General features: G+C 35.4%; 20 protein-coding genes and 2 pseudogenes. 13 read left to right on the forward strand and 9 right to left on the reverse strand.

From position 1 onward, the window contains the following. The 4 genes and pseudogenes from P3G65_RS11525 to P3G65_RS11540 form a co-directional block, all read left to right on the forward strand. Positions 1-1161, forward strand: coding sequence for a RepB family plasmid replication initiator protein (locus tag P3G65_RS11525; protein ID WP_014386283.1), 1161 nt, complete (start codon positions 1-3; stop codon positions 1159-1161). Then, positions 1158-1745 carry a DUF536 domain-containing protein gene (locus P3G65_RS11530; RefSeq protein WP_014386284.1) on the forward strand — a complete coding sequence of 196 codons (588 nt, stop codon included), beginning with the start codon at positions 1158-1160 and terminating at the stop codon, positions 1743-1745. The genes P3G65_RS11525 and P3G65_RS11530 overlap by 4 nt, the downstream gene beginning before the upstream one ends. Before the next feature lie 105 nt (positions 1746-1850). Further along, positions 1851-2531: an IS6-like element ISS1S family transposase gene (locus P3G65_RS11535; RefSeq protein ID WP_010890648.1), complete on the forward strand. Its 681-nt coding sequence runs from the start codon at positions 1851-1853 to the stop codon at positions 2529-2531. Positions 2532-2585: 54 nt separating this feature from the next. After that, positions 2586-3182, forward strand: a pseudogene (locus P3G65_RS11540) (transposase); the annotation flags it as partial. A gap of 60 nt (positions 3183-3242) precedes the next feature. On the opposite strand, the gene P3G65_RS11545 reads toward P3G65_RS11540, so the two are convergent. From P3G65_RS11545 to P3G65_RS11560, 4 genes are all read right to left on the reverse strand, one after another. Continuing rightward, a complete protein-coding gene (locus tag P3G65_RS11545) occupies positions 3243-4877 on the reverse strand; it encodes an FAD-dependent oxidoreductase (protein ID WP_284071377.1) in 1635 nt (544 codons plus the stop codon). A 121-nt stretch (positions 4878-4998) separates the two neighbouring features. Continuing rightward, on the reverse strand, positions 4999-5679 hold the full coding sequence (locus P3G65_RS11550; RefSeq protein WP_010890648.1) for an IS6-like element ISS1S family transposase: 681 nt from the start codon (positions 5677-5679) through the stop codon (positions 4999-5001). A 36-nt stretch (positions 5680-5715) separates the two neighbouring features. Next, positions 5716-6447: a transposase gene (locus tag P3G65_RS11555; protein WP_284071378.1), complete on the reverse strand. Its 732-nt coding sequence runs from the start codon at positions 6445-6447 to the stop codon at positions 5716-5718. A gap of 136 nt (positions 6448-6583) precedes the next feature. Next, a complete protein-coding gene (locus P3G65_RS11560) occupies positions 6584-6844 on the reverse strand; it encodes a hypothetical protein (protein ID WP_089202020.1) in 261 nt (86 codons plus the stop codon). Positions 6845-6905: 61 nt separating this feature from the next. Here P3G65_RS11560 and P3G65_RS11565 point away from each other — a divergent pair, with 61 nt between their 5' ends. Then, positions 6906-7115: a transposase gene (locus P3G65_RS11565; protein ID WP_172440482.1), complete on the forward strand. Its 210-nt coding sequence runs from the start codon at positions 6906-6908 to the stop codon at positions 7113-7115. 110 nt (positions 7116-7225) lie between these two features. Here the strand turns inward: P3G65_RS11565 and P3G65_RS11570 are convergent, their stop codons facing one another. The 4 genes from P3G65_RS11570 to P3G65_RS11585 all read right to left on the reverse strand — a co-directional run bounded on the left by P3G65_RS11570 (position 7226) and on the right by P3G65_RS11585 (position 11076). Further along, the gene (locus P3G65_RS11570; protein ID WP_000855243.1) at positions 7226-7642 is read right to left on the reverse strand and encodes an NAD(P)H-dependent oxidoreductase; all 417 of its coding nucleotides are present in this window, start codon (positions 7640-7642) and stop codon (positions 7226-7228) included. Between the two features lie 177 nt (positions 7643-7819). Beyond that, a complete protein-coding gene (gene fexA, locus P3G65_RS11575) occupies positions 7820-9247 on the reverse strand; it encodes a chloramphenicol/florfenicol efflux MFS transporter FexA (RefSeq protein WP_065813868.1) in 1428 nt (475 codons plus the stop codon). Positions 9248-9500: 253 nt separating this feature from the next. Continuing rightward, a complete protein-coding gene (locus P3G65_RS11580) occupies positions 9501-9644 on the reverse strand; it encodes a hypothetical protein (RefSeq protein ID WP_002360221.1) in 144 nt (47 codons plus the stop codon). A gap of 127 nt (positions 9645-9771) precedes the next feature. Continuing rightward, positions 9772-11076: an ISL3 family transposase gene (locus tag P3G65_RS11585; protein WP_089202021.1), complete on the reverse strand. Its 1305-nt coding sequence runs from the start codon at positions 11074-11076 to the stop codon at positions 9772-9774. 184 nt (positions 11077-11260) lie between these two features. Between P3G65_RS11585 and P3G65_RS11590 the strand changes: the two genes are divergently transcribed. From P3G65_RS11590 to optrA, 3 genes are all read left to right on the forward strand, one after another. Next, positions 11261-11581 carry a hypothetical protein gene (locus P3G65_RS11590; protein ID WP_284071370.1) on the forward strand — a complete coding sequence of 107 codons (321 nt, stop codon included), beginning with the start codon at positions 11261-11263 and terminating at the stop codon, positions 11579-11581. Positions 11582-11714: 133 nt separating this feature from the next. Beyond that, the gene (locus P3G65_RS11595; protein WP_002360186.1) at positions 11715-12869 is read left to right on the forward strand and encodes an AraC family transcriptional regulator; all 1155 of its coding nucleotides are present in this window, start codon (positions 11715-11717) and stop codon (positions 12867-12869) included. Positions 12870-13200: 331 nt separating this feature from the next. Then, positions 13201-15168 (forward strand): ABC-F type ribosomal protection protein OptrA, encoded by a 1968-nt coding sequence (gene optrA / locus P3G65_RS11600; protein ID WP_306723681.1) that lies wholly within the window; start codon positions 13201-13203, stop codon positions 15166-15168. A gap of 203 nt (positions 15169-15371) precedes the next feature. Here the strand turns inward: optrA and P3G65_RS11605 are convergent, their stop codons facing one another. Continuing rightward, entirely contained in the window at positions 15372-16676 is a 1305-nt protein-coding gene (locus P3G65_RS11605; RefSeq protein ID WP_089202021.1) for an ISL3 family transposase, read from the reverse strand. A gap of 139 nt (positions 16677-16815) precedes the next feature. On the opposite strand from P3G65_RS11605, the pseudogene P3G65_RS11610 reads away from it, so the two are divergent. From P3G65_RS11610 to P3G65_RS11630, 5 genes and pseudogenes are all read left to right on the forward strand, one after another. Then, positions 16816-16890: pseudogene (locus tag P3G65_RS11610) on the forward strand (recombinase family protein); the annotation flags it as partial. Between the two features lie 125 nt (positions 16891-17015). Next, entirely contained in the window at positions 17016-17339 is a 324-nt protein-coding gene (locus P3G65_RS11615) for a cytochrome B (protein WP_284071371.1), read from the forward strand. 100 nt (positions 17340-17439) lie between these two features. Then, positions 17440-17805, forward strand: a complete 366-nt coding sequence (gene mobC, locus P3G65_RS11620) for a plasmid mobilization relaxosome protein MobC (RefSeq protein ID WP_284071372.1) — start codon at positions 17440-17442, stop codon at positions 17803-17805. Next, positions 17784-19016 carry a relaxase/mobilization nuclease domain-containing protein gene (locus tag P3G65_RS11625; RefSeq protein ID WP_284071373.1) on the forward strand — a complete coding sequence of 411 codons (1233 nt, stop codon included), beginning with the start codon at positions 17784-17786 and terminating at the stop codon, positions 19014-19016. Before mobC ends, P3G65_RS11625 begins: the two co-directional genes overlap by 22 nt. Then, positions 19013-19639, forward strand: a complete 627-nt coding sequence (locus P3G65_RS11630; protein WP_284071374.1) for a mobilization protein — start codon at positions 19013-19015, stop codon at positions 19637-19639. The genes P3G65_RS11625 and P3G65_RS11630 overlap by 4 nt, the downstream gene beginning before the upstream one ends. Positions 19640-19648: the final 9 nt, after the last annotated feature.

A 19648-nucleotide genomic window follows, 5' to 3' on the forward strand; every position in this document is an offset into this window, starting at 1 on the left:
ATGCCTATTATATCAGAAAAACAAAACAATCAAAAGCAGGTGCTAACCTTGAATGAACTTGAAAAACGCAAAGTCGTGGAGCATAACAGCTTGATAACCTCTATTGCTAAAATGGATAAAACGCCCTTGAAAATGTTTGAGTTAGCCGTATCTTGCATTGATACGGAAAAACCATTGGAAGACAATACGGTTTATCTTTCTAAAAGAGACCTTTTCGCTTTCTTTAAGGTGTCCGACAATGACAAGCATAGTCGTTTCAAAGAAGCGGTTGAGAAAATGCAAAAACAAGCCTTTTTTAAAATCAAAGAAAAAAAAGAACATGGTTTTGAATTTGAAAACATTGTGCCAATTCCTTACGTAAAGTGGACAGATTACAACGATGAAGTGTTGATTCGTTTTAGTCCTGAAATTATCCCTTACTTAGTCAATCTTAAAAAGAATTTCACGCAACATGCCTTATCGGATATAGCAGAATTAAATAGCAAGTATTCCATTATTCTCTACCGTTGGTTATCCATGAATTACAACCAGTACGAGCATTACAGCGTGAAGGGTGGACGGAGAGCCGACCAAGTAGAAAGCTATCGCAATCCCTCAATATCGGTTAAAGAACTAAGAATAATGACTGACACTATCAATGAATATAAAGATATGAATAATTTCACTAAAAAGGTATTAAACAAACCACTAGAAGAAATGAACGCTCATACCTCTTTTAACGTGACCTATGAGAAAGTCAAAAAAGGGCGTTCGATTGATTCTATTGTCTTTCATATCACGAAGAAACCAGTCGCACGAAATGACTTCTACAAGCTGGAAGAACAAGACCCTATTTATTTGCAGGATAAAGAAAATAAAGAACAAGCAGAAGAACTTTTAGCAGGGAAAGCATTAAAAAGTAAATACACGAAACTTTTGTTGGATAATATGCTATTAAGTCCTTATGAAATGACCGATACGTCACTTATGGCAGGATTGCAGGCGCACGTGTACCCTCTCTATGACGAGCTGAAAGAATTACGAGGGCTTAATGGCGTGAAAGAGCACTTGTCTTATGTTGCCAGCAAACAAGAAGCTTATTCCAAACGTAATGTAGCGAAGTATCTCAAAAAAGCCATTGAACAATACCTACCTACGGTAAAAAGGCAGGAATTATCATGAGTGAGAATTTAAAAACTATTAAGGAGCTTGCAGACGAATTTAACGTATCGAAACAAGCGGTCAGGAAAAGATTAACCGAAGAATTTAGAGCAAACCATGTGGAAACCGTTACTAGTAACGGAGTGAAAACTTTAGTAGTAACCTATACTGGATATATGTTGTTAAAACAACACTTTACCACTAGTAACACAACTGGTAACGACAAGGCAACCGATACTAGTAACCCCACAAATGCTGATTTATCTGTAGTTAAAATACTAGAACAACAGTTATTTGTTAAAGATAAGCAACTAGAAAATAAAGATAGCCAAATATCGCAAATGCAAAATCTTTTAGATCAGCAACAACGACTAGCCTTACAAGATAAAAAGTTGTTAGAAGAATACAAAGCAGAAAATGACAGCTTAAAATCTCTCCAAATGCCCTCAGAGGAAACAGAATCCAAACACTTAGACAATCAATATAAAGATGAAGTGAACGCTCTTAAAGAGCAGTTGGAAACTTTGCAGAAACAAATCAAAGATCAAAAAAGGATAGAAGAACAAGAAAAACCAAGAAAATGGTGGGGACTATGGCGAAAATAGATGATTCAGTTAAAAAGAAAGTTCCAGAATTGGGTTCTGTTGCAAAGTTTTCTGATAAGTCTATTTTAGTGTAAAATGAATAAAAATGACAGCGAGGATATATCAATGAACTATTTTAAAGGTAAACAATTTCAAAAAGATGTGATTATTGTCGCTGTTGGTTATTATCTACGTTACAATCTAAGCTATCGTGAAATTCAAGAACTCCTTTATGATCGTGGGATTAACGTTTGTCACACAACTATTTATCGTTGGGTACAAGAATACAGTAAAGTCCTCTATCATCTCTGGAAAAAGAAAAATAGACAGTCCTTCTATTCGTGGAAAATGGATGAAACTTATATCAAAATCAAAGGTCGTTGGCATTATCTCTATCGTGCAATTGATGCGGATGGATTGACTTTAGACATCTGGCTACGCAAGAAACGGGATACTCAAGCTGCTTATGCGTTCTTGAAACGACTACATAAACAGTTTGGTCAACCAAGAGTAATTGTCACGGATAAAGCGCCCTCTATTGGTTCTGCATTTAGAAAGTTACAGAGTAACGGTTTATATACTAAGACAGAGCATCGAACCGTGAAGTATCTCAATAACCTCATTGAGCAAGACCATCGACCAATCAAACGACGCAATAAATTTTATCGAAGTCTACGAACTGCCTCAACCACGATTAAGGGCATGGAAACAATTCGAGGAATATACAAAAAGAACCGAAGAAATGGAACGCTCTTCGGATTTTCGGTATCTACTGAGATTAAGGTCTTAATGGGAATATTAGCTTAAGAACAAGAAGGATTATAAACCTTGTATTTGATTTTTAAACTTTGCAACAGAACCACTAAAAATGTCTTTCCTACTGCTAAATTAATCATTGATAGGTTCCATATTGTGAAGCATTTGAACACCGCTTTTAATGATTTTAGAGTCCGAGAAATGAAGAGATTAATTACCAATAAGAAAAAGTCAAAAGCAAATAAATTAAAATCAAACTGGAAATTACTTCTAAAAAATCAAACAAATATTTCCATTTCAGAGTTCAAAACTTGGAGAAGTTTTCCTTCTCCAAAGTACCATCTTTTAACGGAATCTATGGTGATTGATCGACTACTCTCATTTTCTTCTGAACTAAAAGAAGCTTATGACATTTTCCATTTATTAATGTATCACTTTAGAAACAAAGATGACCGTTCCTTTTTCGAACTATTGAAAAATCTACCTGATAGCTTGGATACACAATTTAGAGATAAAATAGAAAATCTGATTTCCTATGAAGAAGGTATTAGAAACGCTCTTAAATATAATTTTTCCAATGGAAAAATTGAAGCTAAGAACACTCATATAAAAACACTTAAAAGAGTTTCCTATGGATTCAACTCATTTACAAATATGCGTATAAGAATTTTCTTGATAAACGGCCTTATTAAAATTAAATAACTAAAAAAGATGATAAATCTGAGAGTAATCTCAAGTTTATCATCTTATATATCCGACTCATCAGTCCGATTTGACAAAGAGCCGATATACTGCAGTTTCACAACCTACATCTCCACCGCCGAGTATTCCCACCGTGCTGCCTTCCGGAATCTTTACAGAATCATCTAATACAGACCATGTGCTTACTGTTGATTCAATTCCTTCGATCGGTGGTACGCTAGGACGAACGCCTGTGGCAGCGATTACTTTATCCGGGTTAATCTTTTGAATCTCATCAAGTGTGGCACAAGTACCAAGCCTTACATCTACGCCAAGCCTTGTAAGCTCATTTTCGTACCACTCAGTAATTCCCTTCAATCGGTACTTTTCAGGCGGTACGTGTGCAATATTCAACTGTCCACCAAGCCTGTCCTCTTTTTCAAAAAGAGTTACTTTATGTCCTCGTTCTGAAGCCGTTACCGCAGCTTGCATACCTCCAGGTCCTCCACCAATTACAACAATATTTTTGGATGCTTGAGGCTTTGTGTCGTATACCTTCAAAATCTCCACACCCGCTGTCGGATTCAACACACATCTAACTGGACGCCCGCCCAAAGTAATGTTATTGATACAGCCCTCCATACAGGAGACGCACTTGAGGATTTCTTTTTCCCTACCCTCCTCAGCTTTCTGCGGCCAATACGGATCGCAAATCAACTGACGACCAAGAGAAACATAATCCGCTTTGCCTTCAGCCAGAACATTTTCACAAAATTGCGGTTCTCTGAGATTTCCAACACACATGACAGGAACAGAAACTGCTTTTTTTATCCTTGCAGCATATTCCACTTTAGTACCTTGTGGACGTATGTATGCCTCGCACTGCCTAGAACTATCGGCTGAAGTACCATAGCTTACATCAAGGAAGTCAGCGCCTGCTTTTTCAAATGTTTGTGCAATGGTAATGCACTCATCATCTGTCAAACCGCGACTGGTATTTTCTTTTCCTGGAATGCGCACACCGACGATGAAGTCCTTACCAACTGCCTGACGAATGCCTGAAATAATTTCAACTCCAAAACGCATTCTGTTCTCAAGACTTTGGCATCCGTATTCATCGTCACGGAAGTTTGCATCACGTGAAAGGAACTGATTGATTAGATATCCATGAGCCGCATGTACCTCGACGCCATCACAACCTGCGTCCTTGCAATTAATCGCAGCCTGTATAAACTTTTGTACAATTTTCTTAATTTCATCAGTTGTTAATGTGTGAAGCGTATCCTTATCCTCTGCATGGTAATAGCGAATCGGGAGATGTTCTATAGGAGCGTCCGCGCTGGGACAAACAGGACTCAACCCTCCAGTAGTAGACAACTGTGCCTGTGCCCCGGCATGATGAATCTGCGGAATCAAAAGTGCTCCATACGATTGAACTCCCCTAGCAAGAGTTGCCAGAGCGGCAATATGTTTTCTGTCCTCAATGGACTCTGGAACACCAGTAGGATTACCGACCGGAAAATCTACGATAACGCCTCCTGTGATTATAATCCCCGCGCCACCTTTGGCACGTTCAAGATAATAGGTTATAATGTTTTCACTCATGGAGCCGTCAGGGTTGGCTAAGTTTGTGTCCATAGGCGACATTACGATGCGATTTTTAACACGTTTTCCCCGAAGATAGTCTTCTGTAAATAGATGCGAGTATTTCGTCATAATTTTATCTCTCCTTCCATACTTATGCGTTCAATTAACTTTGATAAAAATTTATCAATGCAAATAGGGTTCTGTTGCAAAGTTTAAAAATCAAATACAAGGTTTATAATCCTTCTTGTTCTTAAGCTAATATTCCCATTAAGACCTTAATCTCAGTAGATACCGAAAATCCGAAGAGCGTTCCATTTCTTCGGTTCTTTTTGTATATTCCTCGAATTGTTTCCATGCCCTTAATCGTGGTTGAGGCAGTTCGTAGACTTCGATAAAATTTATTGCGTCGTTTGATTGGTCGATGGTCTTGCTCAATGAGGTTATTGAGATACTTCACGGTTCGATGCTCTGTCTTAGTATATAAACCGTTACTCTGTAACTTTCTAAATGCAGAACCAATAGAGGGCGCTTTATCCGTGACAATTACTCTTGGTTGACCAAACTGTTTATGTAGTCGTTTCAAGAACGCATAAGCAGCTTGAGTATCCCGTTTCTTGCGTAGCCAGATGTCTAAAGTCAATCCATCCGCATCAATTGCACGATAGAGATAATGCCAACGACCTTTGATTTTGATATAAGTTTCATCCATTTTCCACGAATAGAAGGACTGTCTATTTTTCTTTTTCCAGAGATGATAGAGGACTTTACTGTATTCTTGTACCCAACGATAAATAGTTGTGTGACAAACGTTAATCCCACGATCATAAAGGAGTTCTTGAATTTCACGATAGCTTAGATTGTAACGTAGATAATAACCAACAGCGACAATAATCACATCTTTTTGAAATTGTTTACCTTTAAAATAGTTCATTGATATATCCTCGCTGTCATTTTTATTCATTTTACACTAAAATAGACTTATCAGAAAACTTTGCAACAGAACCTTTTTAGTTAATTGAAAGTAAGCAGCATTCATATCTGTTACTAAAAATTTAACTTTTTCCCTTTCCTCCAACGGAGAGCGATTGAAGTAAGGGATTATTTTATCTAATTTCCTACTAGGTAAAATATCTACTAATTCACCTGTTTCTCCATCAGCACATATGAAGCTCATTTTATCTTCATAACTAGCGTGAGATCTAAACTCATCTACCATTAAAACTTCTGGAAAACTCCGTGGTTTAAGTTGTTGCGGGAGTTGTGATTCAACTGACTTAAGAACTCTTAAAACTGTAGTTAATGAAACGTGGCATTGTTTAGCTATAAATGTCATAGAGATTTTCTCAGTTAATAATTCTAAAATTTTCAAAGTAATAAATTTACTGATATGACAGTTTTTTTCAACAATAGAACACTGTGCCGTCCAATTGTGCGAACAGCTTTTACAATGGAATCGTTGTTTCTTCAGTTTTAAAATAGTGGGCATATTTTGATAAGAATCTAACTGAATAGTTACTTCCTTTTTTCCATTTCTAACAACTACACTTTTCCCTTCATTATCAACAATAGTTGAACCACAGTTCCTACAAGCCGAAGGCATGGGAGAATAGACTCCAAAGATAACTAAAGTGTTCTTCCCTTTAATTTTATATTCCTCCGTATTTGTTAAATCTAAATGTTCATCTGTAATTCGTAGCATTTTTTTGATATGATTATTCAAGACATGTCGTCCTTTCTATCTTAGATTTTTGGTCGTACTTAAATTTTACTAGATAGACGACATGTTTTATATTTAAATAAACTAAAAAAGGACTGATGAATCAAAATTTGATTCATCAGTCCTTTAAATTATAGAGCCTCGTCACTGCTGATACTTCTTTTTCAGCTAACTTGTTTTCAACTAAAACTTTAAAGTCTTGATTGCTCTTAATTTTAGTTTTAACAACTGGCTCACCTTTTGCCTGTACAGGCTCTACTTGGCGATTTGAAGCAATTAATTCATTAAAAGTTTCAGTAATAGCCCCACTTGAGCGATAACTTTTTTGTAAGTGGTATGTCTCTATTTTATTATGATAACCTTTAAGAATCTCTTCCATTTCAGAGTTCAAAACTTGGAGAAGTTTTCCTTCTCCAAAGTACCATCTTTTAACGGAATCTATGGTGATTGATCGACTACTCTCATTTTCTTCTGAACTAAAAGAAGCTTATGACATTTTCCATTTATTAATGTATCACTTTAGAAACAAAGATGACCGTTCCTTTTTCGAACTATTGAAAAATCTACCTGATAGCTTGGATACACAATTTAGAGATAAAATAGAAAATCTGATTTCCTATGAAGAAGGTATTAGAAACGCTCTTAAATAATACTTTTTAATATATTGCAAATACTCATTAGCACTTTTCTGTATCTCTTCGCCCTTCATATCCGAATTAGCACCGTAAAGTACAAACTCTGGTACATATTCAGCATGAATCTATGCACATAAAGATTTGAATGGTGTTAACATCTGGGTTAATGTATGCTTGTTTTTACCCATACTTGTAAATTCACCTTTTTTTACGCCAGCTGATATAGCTAATCCTAATTTTCGATTATAAAATATTCTTTTACCCTTTGATCCGTAAGCCCATCCATATATAATCACTTCATCGATCCATTTTTTTAATAATGAAGGAGAACTATACCAATATAATGGAAATTGAAAAATAATATTATCATGATTTTCAACTAATTCCTGCTCTCTTTTTACATTTATAATAAAATCAGGATACTCTCTATAAAGATCATGAATGGTAATTTCGTTTGAATAAGACGCTGCTTTTTCTACCCAAACTTTATTGATTCGAGAATTTGGCATATCTGGGTGAGAAACGATCACCAATGTTTTCATTGTTTCATCCTTAACATACTCAACTTTCGCACCAATAAAACAGTGTACGAAAGTTGAGTTACTTAAAAGTATTCTATTCTAAGAAATTCAAATTTGCGTGATTCCTAAGCTATTTATTTACAGCTTAAACTATAGAAGATGAACTAAACAATAACTAATCTTTACATAACTAAGTTATTACCCACGCTTTTTTAAACCTAATCCAGCTATTAAGGCAATGAGTATTGCCCCTGTAGCTGCAAGGAACGCATCTGAGTAGGACATAGCGTCCAATATATATAATGGATTTATCGGCTCAGTAGCATCACGTCGAGCGGATAATAATGCTCCAATCATACCTGCTCCAGTTCCTGCTCCAAGGTACAAAGCACCTTGGAAAATCCCCATTCCGACACCAACCTTGTCTGCATCGAGTGCACTTACTGCGGCGTTATTTGCGGGAGAATTCGTGAATGCAAAAGCAATCCCTACTCCGAGGACCCCCACGGAAACTAACAGAGGTGAAGCACCAGATGCATAGGTGGACAAGAATAAGGTAGACAGCCCCATCAGAGTCATCCCAGTAATTATCAGACGTTTATCCCCAAATCGATCAGAAAGACGGCCAACGAAGGGAGATAAGATTGCAACAGCCACACCACCTGGCAACAATATCATTCCAGCCTGTCCAGAAGAGAGTCCATTCACCTCAATGACTAGTAATGGGACGAACACAAGAACAGCGAAATAAGCAAACATCGAAAAAAATGCAATTATGACCGTATTGACATAATCCTTGTTATTGAACAGGACAGGTGGTACAAATGGATTTTCTGCGGTAACAATTCTCCAAATAAATCCCACCAAAGCTACAACAGAACCAATTAGGCTAGTTAACGATGAGAACGAAGAAAAACCAGAAGTTTCTCCTTGAGTGATGCCAAAAAGGAGTAATCCTACTGTGAGGCCGAGGAATAAACCACCAATGAAATCAAAGTTCTTATTGCTTCCTACGGATTCTGCCGGTTTAATTGTCGGTAACGCGTAGTAGGCACCAATAACAATCATAATGGCTAACAAAAATGTGAACCAAAACAAGGCATTCCACCCTAAATATTGACCAACTACTCCACCAAATATTGGACCAGCAGCAGTTCCAACACCAATACTTCCTGCGATAATTCCCAAAGCTCCCCCACGTTTTCCTTGTGGGAAAACCTTCGAAATTGCAATGACTGATAGAACTGGAATTGCGGACATCCCAGCACCCTGAACCATTCTTCCCAAAACCAACAATGGGAGGTTCGGGGCAATTGCACATAAAAGACTACCACTTGCCAGAATCATAATGGCAAAGATATATAGCTTTCGTAACTCAAAAAAGTCTGAGATTCGACCATAAATCGGAACTCCAATCGCAAGAACAAGTGCAATACCACTAACTATCCAACTCACTTGAGATTTCGAAGCTTCTAAAGCTTTGCTTATTAGTGGAAGTACGGGATTGACTGAATCAGCCGTAATTGAACCTACAAGTACAGATAGGGAGAGTACCATCATTAAAAGCCTAGTAGAACCCCTTTTTTCAGATTGAATCATTTCTTTAGATTTACTATCCTTTTTCATTTTATTTCCTCCTAAAATATATTGTGATTTTAGGAGGCTAAATCCACTGCTTTCACCATAAACCTCACCTCATATCTATTTATATTGTAAAACCAAATCAACGAACTCACCATATTTCTACAGCATGATTAAAGATTCGGTTCTCCAAACTAACTGAACTGATCAAACAAAAAAAAGGCACCAGTTTAACAACCGGTGCCTAATCATTCGTATGCATTTTTACAAATGCAATAGATTCATAAATTTTTGCCCATTATATAAAAGGAGGCAAAAAGTTTTCCGGTAGTGTTTCCATTTTTTGTTTTTGTGAAAAAGGACATACTGATCCCGTTGTACCTAAATCCCCTGAAACTTTTACATGCTTTCTAAACTCGACATTAATGAAATCAATTCCCATTACTTTTTGCCTCCTTTCTCATATTGTGATAATAACACAATAATGGCTCTTTGTCAAATCGGACTGATGAGTCGGATATATAAGATGATAAACTTGAGATTACTCTCAGATTTATCATCTTTTTTAGTTATTTAATTTTAATAAGGCCGTTTATCAAGAAAATTCTTATACGCATATTTGTAAATGAGTTGAATCCATAGGAAACTCTTTTAAGTGTTTTTATATGAGTGTTCTTAGCTTCAATTTTTCCATTGGAAAAATTATATTTAAGAGCGTTTCTAATACCTTCTTCATAGGAAATCAGATTTTCTATTTTATCTCTAAATTGTGTATCCAAGCTATCAGGTAGATTTTTCAATAGTTCGAAAAAGGAACGGTCATCTTTGTTTCTAAAGTGATACATTAATAAATGGAAAATGTCATAAGCTTCTTTTAGTTCAGAAGAAAATGAGAGTAGTCGATCAATCACCATAGATTCCGTTAAAAGATGGTACTTTGGAGAAGGAAAACTTCTCCAAGTTTTGAACTCTGAAATGGAAATATTTGTTTGATTTTTTAGAAGTAATTTCCAGTTTGATTTTAATTTATTTGCTTTTGACTTTTTCTTATTGGTAATTAATCTCTTCATTTCTCGGACTCTAAAATCATTAAAAGCGGTGTTCAAATGCTTCACAATATGGAACCTATCAATGATTAATTTAGCAGTAGGAAAGACATTTTTAGTTAATTGAAAGTAAGCAGCATTCATATCTGTTACTAAAAATTTAACTTTTTCCCTTTCCTCCAACGGAGAGCGATTGAAGTAAGGGATTATTTTATCTAATTTCCTACTAGGTAAAATATCTACTAATTCACCTGTTTCTCCATCAGCACATATGAAGCTCATTTTATCTTCATAACTAGCGTGAGATCTAAACTCATCTACCATTAAAACTTCTGGAAAACTCCGTGGTTTAAGTTGTTGCGGGAGTTGTGATTCAACTGACTTAAGAACTCTTAAAACTGTAGTTAATGAAACGTGGCATTGTTTAGCTATAAATGTCATAGAGATTTTCTCAGTTAATAATTCTAAAATTTTCAAAGTAATAAATTTACTGATATGACAGTTTTTTTCAACAATAGAACACTGTGCCGTCCAATTGTGCGAACAGCTTTTACAATGGAATCGTTGTTTCTTCAGTTTTAAAATAGTGGGCATATTTTGATAAGAATCTAACTGAATAGTTACTTCCTTTTTTCCATTTCTAACAACTACACTTTTCCCTTCATTATCAACAATAGTTGAACCACAGTTCCTACAAGCCGAAGGCATGGGAGAATAGACTCCAAAGATAACTAAAGTGTTCTTCCCTTTAATTTTATATTCCTCCGTATTTGTTAAATCTAAATGTTCATCTGTAATTCGTAGCATTTTTTTGATATGATTATTCAAGACATGTCGTCCTTTCTATCTTAGATTTTTGGTCGTACTTAAATTTTACTAGATAGACGACATGTTTTATATTTAAATAAACTAAAAAAGGACTGATGAATCAAAATTTGATTCATCAGTCCTTTAAATTATAGAGCCAGTATATCTGTCAAAAGAAAAGAATTGCAATGTTCAGATTTTTGAAATGGCCAGCATGTTTGCAACTGGTTCTGGAACAATTGCAGAACTTATGGCTGAATTACAGGAATTTCACGTTACAATCAATCTGAACGCTAAAGTAACGAAAGTTACCAAAGACCATATTGAATATGTTCAAGAAGGTGAAATCAAGCAATTTAACTGTAACCACGTTGTCGCATCACTTGGCGTGAAACCATTCGGACTTGAACTTGTAAAAGAAATTAAAACTGCAGGGTATCCAACTATCGTAATCGGCGATGCAAGTGGAGAGGCCAAAATAAGTGGCGCCGTGCTGAGTGGATATAATGCTTCACATTCTATTTAAAGTTTTCAACAGAAGTGCTGACGCTACCGACTGGTGCGCTAGCACTTTTTAATCTCGATATATCCCTTTTCAAAATATGTTATACTATATTATAAAATACTTTTGAAAGGTACAGACAAGGGTTGTCAAAACTATGAAGAAAGAAAGAATAAAAGAAATCTGCCATCTCGCACAGGTATTTCACTCAACCTATAAAATTTCAGTTCTAATAAAAGATGACAAGAATATAAACATAGCTCTTGGTAATATTGAAGTTGACAAGAATTTGTTTCCTATTGATTATGATATGAGCCAATATTGGATTGAAGATTTACCAGGATTCAGAATCGGAGTTCATCCTCTTGGTGCTGTCCGATGCACATTTGAATCTGATGATAAAGCAATGTACGTTCAGATTGGTCCAGTGATGGTAGAGAACATTAACCCATTGATGATTTATCAGGGAAGCAATGACAATGAATGGACTGTGCTCGATATCAGAAAGTTTAGTGAAATATGTGTGATGATGTATTACTTTGCATTAGATAAGAATTTATCTTTTTCTATTGAGAGTTTAGTGAATAAACTGGTACAATTTTTTTCGACTGATATCATGGGACTACAAACGTCTGAGCTTTCAAAGCGGACGATTGAACAAAGTTATCAGGACTTACGAACAAGACTTGAGCTTGTCCAAAATGGTGATATAACTACACTTAAACAGCTGAACCGGGATCAAGATTACCTTAATGCACTTTTTGAATTTTGTAATAATGAACAATCAACAAAATCCATGCTGACATTCTGTCTGTATCTATCGATGTACTATGCTATTGCTGGCGGTCTTCCTATTGAAATGTCAGGTGCAATCAGTAGCTATTACGGAAATCGCTTTAGTTCTCTGAGAAAAAGAGAAGAGTCCGTTGCTATGTATAACAGTATTTTGGAGCATTTCGCTTTAAGTACTGCAGATTATAGAGTATCTGGTGTCTCTTCAGACATAGCAAAAGCAGTCAGGATGATTAAAAGAAATATCAACCGTCAGCTCACCATTCAGTCAATATGCACAGAAATTGGTCTAAGTCAGTATCACTTCATGCGTAAATTCAAGATAGATATAGGTATGACTGTTGGTGCATACATTAAGAAGGAGAAAATAGCATATGCCAAATTTCTATTGGTATATACGAATCAGTCAATATCAGAAATTAGTGAATATCTTATATTTAACTCACAAAGTTACTTCACATCCGTGTTTAAAAAAGAAACAGGAAAAACGCCTTTTGAATATAGAAAGAGTGATTTGTAAAGCTGATGGCTAATGCAAAGAATCAATTGCGGCAATCCTTTTGTATCTTTTTCCAGTGTGGCTGCGGTTTCTGTTGACGGGAACAGCAGGGTTTATCGGGAATCTGGTGCCAGATGAGATAACAGATCAGTTACTTTACTTTTACCAGAAAGGGTGTAAGCTAAAACTTAGGCTAGCCATTGCGCTAGCGACTTGGTACAATAAGGTGGCAATTGAATTATATTAATAATCGATAGGAGGTAGAAGCAAATGAAATCTACAACTATAGTAACATTTAAAGAACTCCATGTATAGGTGGCTGTGACAAGCTTTACATGGAGTAGAATAATTATTGTCCAAAGCCACCTTTGCAATTGCTAGTACTAACGCAAAGGAGGATATGAAAATGCAATACAAAATAATTAATGGTGCCGTTTACTATGATGGTAATATGGTGTTGGAAAACATCGGTATTGAAATCAATGATAATGAAAAGATTGCTATTGTTGGTAGAAATGGATGTGGAAAAACAACCTTGCTAAAAGCTATTATAGGCGAAATTGAATTAGAAGAAGGAACTGGTGAAAGTGAGTTTCAAGTAATAAAGACCGGTAACCCTTATATTAGCTATTTAAGACAGATGCCTTTTGAAGATGAAAGTATATCAATGGTGGATGAAGTCCGTACGGTATTTAAGACGCTTATTGATATGGAAAACAAGATGAAACAGCTGATAGATAAAATGGAGAATCAATATGATGATAAAATCATCAATGAATACTCTGATATCAGTGAAAGGTATATGGCTCTTGGAGGTCTAACCTACCAAAAAGAATATGAAACGATGATTCGTAGTATGGGTTTTACTGAAGCAGATGATAAAAAACCCATTTCTGAATTTTCAGGTGGTCAGCGAACTAAGATAGCTTTTATAAAAATACTTTTAACAAAGCCAGACATTCTATTACTTGATGAACCTACTAACCACCTTGATATAGAAACAATACAATGGTTGGAGAGTTATTTGAGAAGTTATAAATCTACATTGGTTATTATTTCCCATGATAGAATGTTTCTTAATCGAATTGTGGATAAGGTTTATGAAATCGAATGGGGAGAGACCAAATGTTATAAAGGTAATTATTCAGCCTTTGAGGAGCAAAAACGAGAAAATCATATCAAACAGCAAAAAGATTACGACTTGCAACAGATAGAAATTGAAAGGATTACACGCTTGATTGAACGTTTTCGTTATAAACCTACGAAAGCTAAAATGGTGCAATCTAAAATTAAATTATTACAGCGTATGCAAATATTAAATGCACCAGACCAATACGATACAAAAACTTATATGTCTAAATTTCAACCGAGAATCAGTAGTTCAAGGCAAGTATTAAGTGCTTCAGAACTTGTGATAGGCTATGATACTCCTCTTGCAAAGGTTAATTTCAACCTTGAAAGGGGACAGAAGCTTGGAATTGTTGGGAGTAATGGTATTGGTAAATCCACGTTGCTTAAAACACTTATGGATGGTGTGGCAGCATTGTCTGGAGATTTTAAATTCGGATACAATGTTGAAATTAGCTATTTTGACCAACAGCTTGCTCAAATCAGTGGAGATGATACACTATTCGAAATTTTTCAAAGCGAATACCCTGAGCTAAATGACACAGAGGTCAGAACTGCTCTTGGCTCATTTCAGTTTAGTGGAGATGATGTTTTTAGACCGGTGTCCTCTTTGTCAGGTGGAGAAAAGGTTAGATTGACATTATGTAAATTATTATATAAACGTACTAATGTTTTAATCTTAGATGAACCGACAAACCACATGGATATTATTGGAAAAGAGAATTTAGAGAATATCTTATGCAGTTATCAAGGTACAATTATTTTTGTGTCACATGATAGATATTTTACTAATAAGATTGCTGACAGATTGCTTGTTTTTGATAAGGATGGTGTAGAGTTTGTACAATCCACTTATGGTGAGTACGAGAAAAAAAGGATGAATTCTGAAAAGCCATTTATTAACATTAAAGTTGAGCAGAAAGTAGAGAAAAATAACACAGTAAAAGGCGATCGTAACTCCATTGAGAAGGAGAAGGTTAAGAAGGAGAAACGAATTGAAAAACTTGAAGTGTTAATAAATCAATATGATGAAGAATTAGAAAGATTGAATAAAATTATTTCTGAACCAAACAATTCTTCTGATTATATAGTACTGACGGAAATACAAAAATCAATTGATGATGTTAAAAGGTGTCAGGGTAATTATTTTAATGAATGGGAACAGTTGATGAGAGAATTGGAAGTTATGTAATTTTTGAGTTATGCAATAAGGATGTAAAAGTGTTAATGATACATTCTGGTTGTTGAAAATGTAAAAAAATTAATGAATTTTTATTAGATATAATCGCTATGTGAAGACCTTTTGAGTTTGGGCTCTTTGTCAAATCGGACTGATGAGTCGGATATATAAGATGATAAACTTGAGATTACTCTCAGATTTATCATCTTTTTTAGTTATTTAATTTTAATAAGGCCGTTTATCAAGAAAATTCTTATACGCATATTTGTAAATGAGTTGAATCCGTAGGAAACTCTTTTAAGTGTTTTTATATGAGTGTTCTTAGCTTCAATTTTTCCATTGGAAAAATTATATTTAAGAGCGTTTCTAATACCTTCTTCATAGGAAATCAGATTTTCTATTTTATCTCTAAATTGTGTATCCAAGCTATCAGGTAGATTTTTCAATAGTTCGAAAAAGGAACGGTCATCTTTGTTTCTAAAGTGATACATTAATAAATGGAAAATGTCATAAGCTTCTTTTAGTTCAGAAGAAAATGAGAGTAGTCGATCAATCACCATAGATTCCGTTAAAAGATGGTACTTTGGAGAAGGAAAACTTCTCCAAGTTTTGAACTCTGAAATGGAAATATTTGTTTGATTTTTTAGAAGTAATTTCCAGTTTGATTTTAATTTATTTGCTTTTGACTTTTTCTTATTGGTAATTAATCTCTTCATTTCTCGGACTCTAAAATCATTAAAAGCGGTGTTCAAATGCTTCACAATATGGAACCTATCAATGATTAATTTAGCAGTAGGAAAGACATTTTTAGTTAATTGAAAGTAAGCAGCATTCATATCTGTTACTAAAAATTTAACTTTTTCCCTTTCCTCCAACGGAGAGCGATTGAAGTAAGGGATTATTTTATCTAATTTCCTACTAGGTAAAATATCTACTAATTCACCTGTTTCTCCATCAGCACATATGAAGCTCATTTTATCTTCATAACTAGCGTGAGATCTAAACTCATCTACCATTAAAACTTCTGGAAAACTCCGTGGTTTAAGTTGTTGCGGGAGTTGTGATTCAACTGACTTAAGAACTCTTAAAACTGTAGTTAATGAAACGTGGCATTGTTTAGCTATAAATGTCATAGAGATTTTCTCAGTTAATAATTCTAAAATTTTCAAAGTAATAAATTTACTGATATGACAGTTTTTTTCAACAATAGAACACTGTGCCGTCCAATTGTGCGAACAGCTTTTACAATGGAATCGTTGTTTCTTCAGTTTTAAAATAGTGGGCATATTTTGATAAGAATCTAACTGAATAGTTACTTCCTTTTTTCCATTTCTAACAACTACACTTTTCCCTTCATTATCAACAATAGTTGAACCACAGTTCCTACAAGCCGAAGGCATGGGAGAATAGACTCCAAAGATAACTAAAGTGTTCTTCCCTTTAATTTTATATTCCTCCGTATTTGTTAAATCTAAATGTTCATCTGTAATTCGTAGCATTTTTTTGATATGATTATTCAAGACATGTCGTCCTTTCTATCTTAGATTTTTGGTCGTACTTAAATTTTACTAGATAGACGACATGTTTTATATTTAAATAAACTAAAAAAGGACTGATGAATCAAAATTTGATTCATCAGTCCTTTAAATTATAGAGCCGATTTTTGGCTATGCTCGAGTGAGTACGGATGATCAAAATCTTAGTTTACAAATTGATGCACTTACTCATTATGGAAATGTTTAGAACTTAGTAGTCGTCCAAAAACGACTACTTTTTTTGTTGAATCGTCCGAGGACGATTCGATGCTTTTGACTTGTAAGAACAGGATTGAATGAAGCCATACTGTTCGCATATTTTTAGTGGATGAACAAACAAAATACGAGAGATTTTTTGTTCGTTTATCCATGGTTTTAGAAAAAAGAGGGACGATTTCGGAAGAAGAAAATCGTCTCTTTTTTTCTTCTTTTTGTATGACAAAAAGAAAGATCTTTTGCCCATTTTATAAAAATAAAATGGGTAGGTGGCGTTTGCGTAAAGCAAATCGACACAATCCAAAGGGAATAAAAGGGGAAAGTGAAACTTCCCCCTTTTCAAGCCACATTGTAATACAAGAACGAAGTGCTTTGTATTACAATGTGATAGCTTGTAGTATTTATGGATTTATATGGTCTATTTTGTTATAATGATTGTAACCGAATAGGGCGCAATGCTTATTACAAAATCAATGACAAAGGGCGATTGAATAATGAGCGCTGGGGCATTTTATCTTTGAGGAGGCTATTTATGGGTCAGAAAGAAGTATCACAAAATCAAACAAAGTACATTCAATTTCGATTATCTGAAGAACAATACAATAAGCTGAAAATTTCAGGAGAAACATATGGACTCTCTCCGAATCTCTATGCGAAAAAATTAGCACAAAAATCTCATTTAAAAAAACCTTATCTCGAACATGACCAAGCGAAAACTTTATTATTAGAACTCTCAAAACAAGGAACCAATTTAAATCAAATCGCCAAGAAACTCAATCAATTCGATCGGATGGACAACCAAGATAAAGAGCTGATCGAGGCTTTACGCTATACGTACGGCGTACTCGCTCAAGCTCAAAAGGGGTATCAAGAGTTATGGCAACAATTGCAAAAATAAGCAATGGCGCAAGTGCAGCGAGCGCCCTTAATTATGCTTTAGGTCAAGACAGACCCATGCATGAAAAAACTGAACAGTGGCTACAAGACCATCAATTGGAACGTCCTGTGGAGCTGACAAATTGTCGGGCAGTTGCCGTGGGTGGAACCAACGGGATTGATCCCTTTATCGCCAAAGAACAATTCGATGTCGTTCGACAACTTCATAACCAAACCAAAGAATCCAATCAAGTCTTGCGTATTACCCAATCTTTCGCCTTAGATGAACTGAATCCGAAAGTTCAAAAAGACTGGCAAAAAGCCAATGATTTAGGCGTTGAGTTAGCAGAAAATCTCTATCCTAACCATCAAAGTGCTGTGTATACGCATTTAGACGGAAAAAATCACGTCTTACACAACCACATCATTGTCAATAAGGTCAATTTAGAGACAGGAAAGAAATTAAGAGAACAAAAAGGAGAAAGCGTTCAACGAGCACGAGAAATGAATGATCGACTCGCTTCTAGAGAAAACTGGCACATTTTAGAGCCACCAAAAGAGCGCCAAACAGAGACAGAAAAAGAACTAATCGCCAAAAATGAGTATTCTTACATGGATGATTTGAGAGAAAGAATCAATAAATCGCTTCAAGATGTCTCTGTGAGCTCATATGAGACGTTTAAAGAGCGTTTATCCGATAATGGTGTAATTCTATCAGAAAGAGGCCAAACGTTCTCATACGCCTTTTTAGACGCCAATAACAAGCAAAGACGAGCACGAGAGACCCGATTGGGTTCTGATTTTGGAAGGGAGACCATTTTACATGAGTTGGAAAACCGAGCAAGACAAAACGAATTTAGAGCTGTTGAACAACGAGAACCAGCGATTACTCCGCTTGAGCGAGACACTCAACAAAGAGAATCAGAAATTGTTAGCCTTGAACAAGCAATTGAACCAAGAAAATCAGAAGCTCTCAAACGAGAATCAACAACTAATCGATTTATTGACACAATCAAACAGTTTGCAGGACGAGTACCAGAACTTACTCAACGCGTTACAAGAAAATTAAAGCAAACAAAAGAGAAAATCCTCGATGATTTTGAACGTCGTTTTTCAAAGGACATGAAAAATTACGAGCAAGAACAACAGAAAAGCCTAGAAAAACAAGCGAATAGAGACGTACAGTCCGAAAAGAAACCAACAAAAGATCATGATCGGGGGATGAGTCGATGAATAAAGATGAACAACTCGTTGTTCAAGTATTAAATGCTTATAAAAATGGCAAAATTGATTTCAGTAACGTTCCAGAACTAGACCGCTTAGTCCGTCAAGAGGTCAATAAAGAGTTTCGGGACTACCAAGAAAAAATAGAAGCTGTTGCGAATCAAAAAATGGAGTCTGCCATTCAAGAACAACTCCATCGTTTAGAGGCAGAAAACTTAAAAGCGACCATACTGAAAGACATTCAAGATGAAAAACAAGCATTACTCGCTTTGAAAAAAGAACTGAATGATCAAAAAGAGCAGATAAAAGCAGATCGCAAACGTGAGATTGTCGAACGTTACGGTATTCTGATTGCGAACATTGTCTGCCTGTTCTGTTTCTTAGTTGTCGGTATTCTCATCGGACGATGGATTTATAAAGGGATCTGGGATGGTTGGGGGTTGCATATTTTGTATGACACAGTGATGGAAATACAGCCTAAACATCCTTATGGGGCAGTCATTCTTGGATTAGGTGGATTTGGATTAATCGGTGCTGGCATCTATGGCAGTTTTCGATTGATGTATGAAGCTTCAACGACTTGGTTAGATAAACGTCCAAAAATCTTTAAAAGAATCTTTCCGAAAAAATAGAGAGTGAGG

Origin of the sequence: Lactococcus sp. bn62, assembly GCF_029492705.2 — a bacterium.
GTDB lineage: Bacteria > Bacillota > Bacilli > Lactobacillales > Streptococcaceae > Lactococcus > Lactococcus petauri.

Coding starts and splice junctions, on each gene's coding strand:
- P3G65_RS11525 (WP_014386283.1), top strand. CDS start 1: ATGCCTATTATATCAGAAAAACAAAACAATCAAAAGCAGGTGCTAACC.
- P3G65_RS11530 (WP_014386284.1), top strand. CDS start 1,158: ATGAGTGAGAATTTAAAAACTATTAAGGAGCTTGCAGACGAATTTAAC.
- P3G65_RS11535 (WP_010890648.1), top strand. CDS start 1,851: ATGAACTATTTTAAAGGTAAACAATTTCAAAAAGATGTGATTATTGTC.
- P3G65_RS11545 (WP_284071377.1), bottom strand. CDS start 4,877: ATGACGAAATACTCGCATCTATTTACAGAAGACTATCTTCGGGGAAAA.
- P3G65_RS11550 (WP_010890648.1), bottom strand. CDS start 5,679: ATGAACTATTTTAAAGGTAAACAATTTCAAAAAGATGTGATTATTGTC.
- P3G65_RS11555 (WP_284071378.1), bottom strand. CDS start 6,447: ATGCTACGAATTACAGATGAACATTTAGATTTAACAAATACGGAGGAA.
- P3G65_RS11560 (WP_089202020.1), bottom strand. CDS start 6,844: ATGGAAGAGATTCTTAAAGGTTATCATAATAAAATAGAGACATACCAC.
- P3G65_RS11565 (WP_172440482.1), top strand. CDS start 6,906: ATGGTGATTGATCGACTACTCTCATTTTCTTCTGAACTAAAAGAAGCT.
- P3G65_RS11570 (WP_000855243.1), bottom strand. CDS start 7,642: ATGAAAACATTGGTGATCGTTTCTCACCCAGATATGCCAAATTCTCGA.
- fexA (WP_065813868.1), bottom strand. CDS start 9,247: ATGAAAAAGGATAGTAAATCTAAAGAAATGATTCAATCTGAAAAAAGG.
- P3G65_RS11580 (WP_002360221.1), bottom strand. CDS start 9,644: ATGGGAATTGATTTCATTAATGTCGAGTTTAGAAAGCATGTAAAAGTT.
- P3G65_RS11590 (WP_284071370.1), top strand. CDS start 11,261: ATGGCCAGCATGTTTGCAACTGGTTCTGGAACAATTGCAGAACTTATG.
- P3G65_RS11595 (WP_002360186.1), top strand. CDS start 11,715: ATGAAGAAAGAAAGAATAAAAGAAATCTGCCATCTCGCACAGGTATTT.
- mobC (WP_284071372.1), top strand. CDS start 17,440: ATGGGTCAGAAAGAAGTATCACAAAATCAAACAAAGTACATTCAATTT.
- P3G65_RS11625 (WP_284071373.1), top strand. CDS start 17,784: ATGGCAACAATTGCAAAAATAAGCAATGGCGCAAGTGCAGCGAGCGCC.
- P3G65_RS11630 (WP_284071374.1), top strand. CDS start 19,013: ATGAATAAAGATGAACAACTCGTTGTTCAAGTATTAAATGCTTATAAA.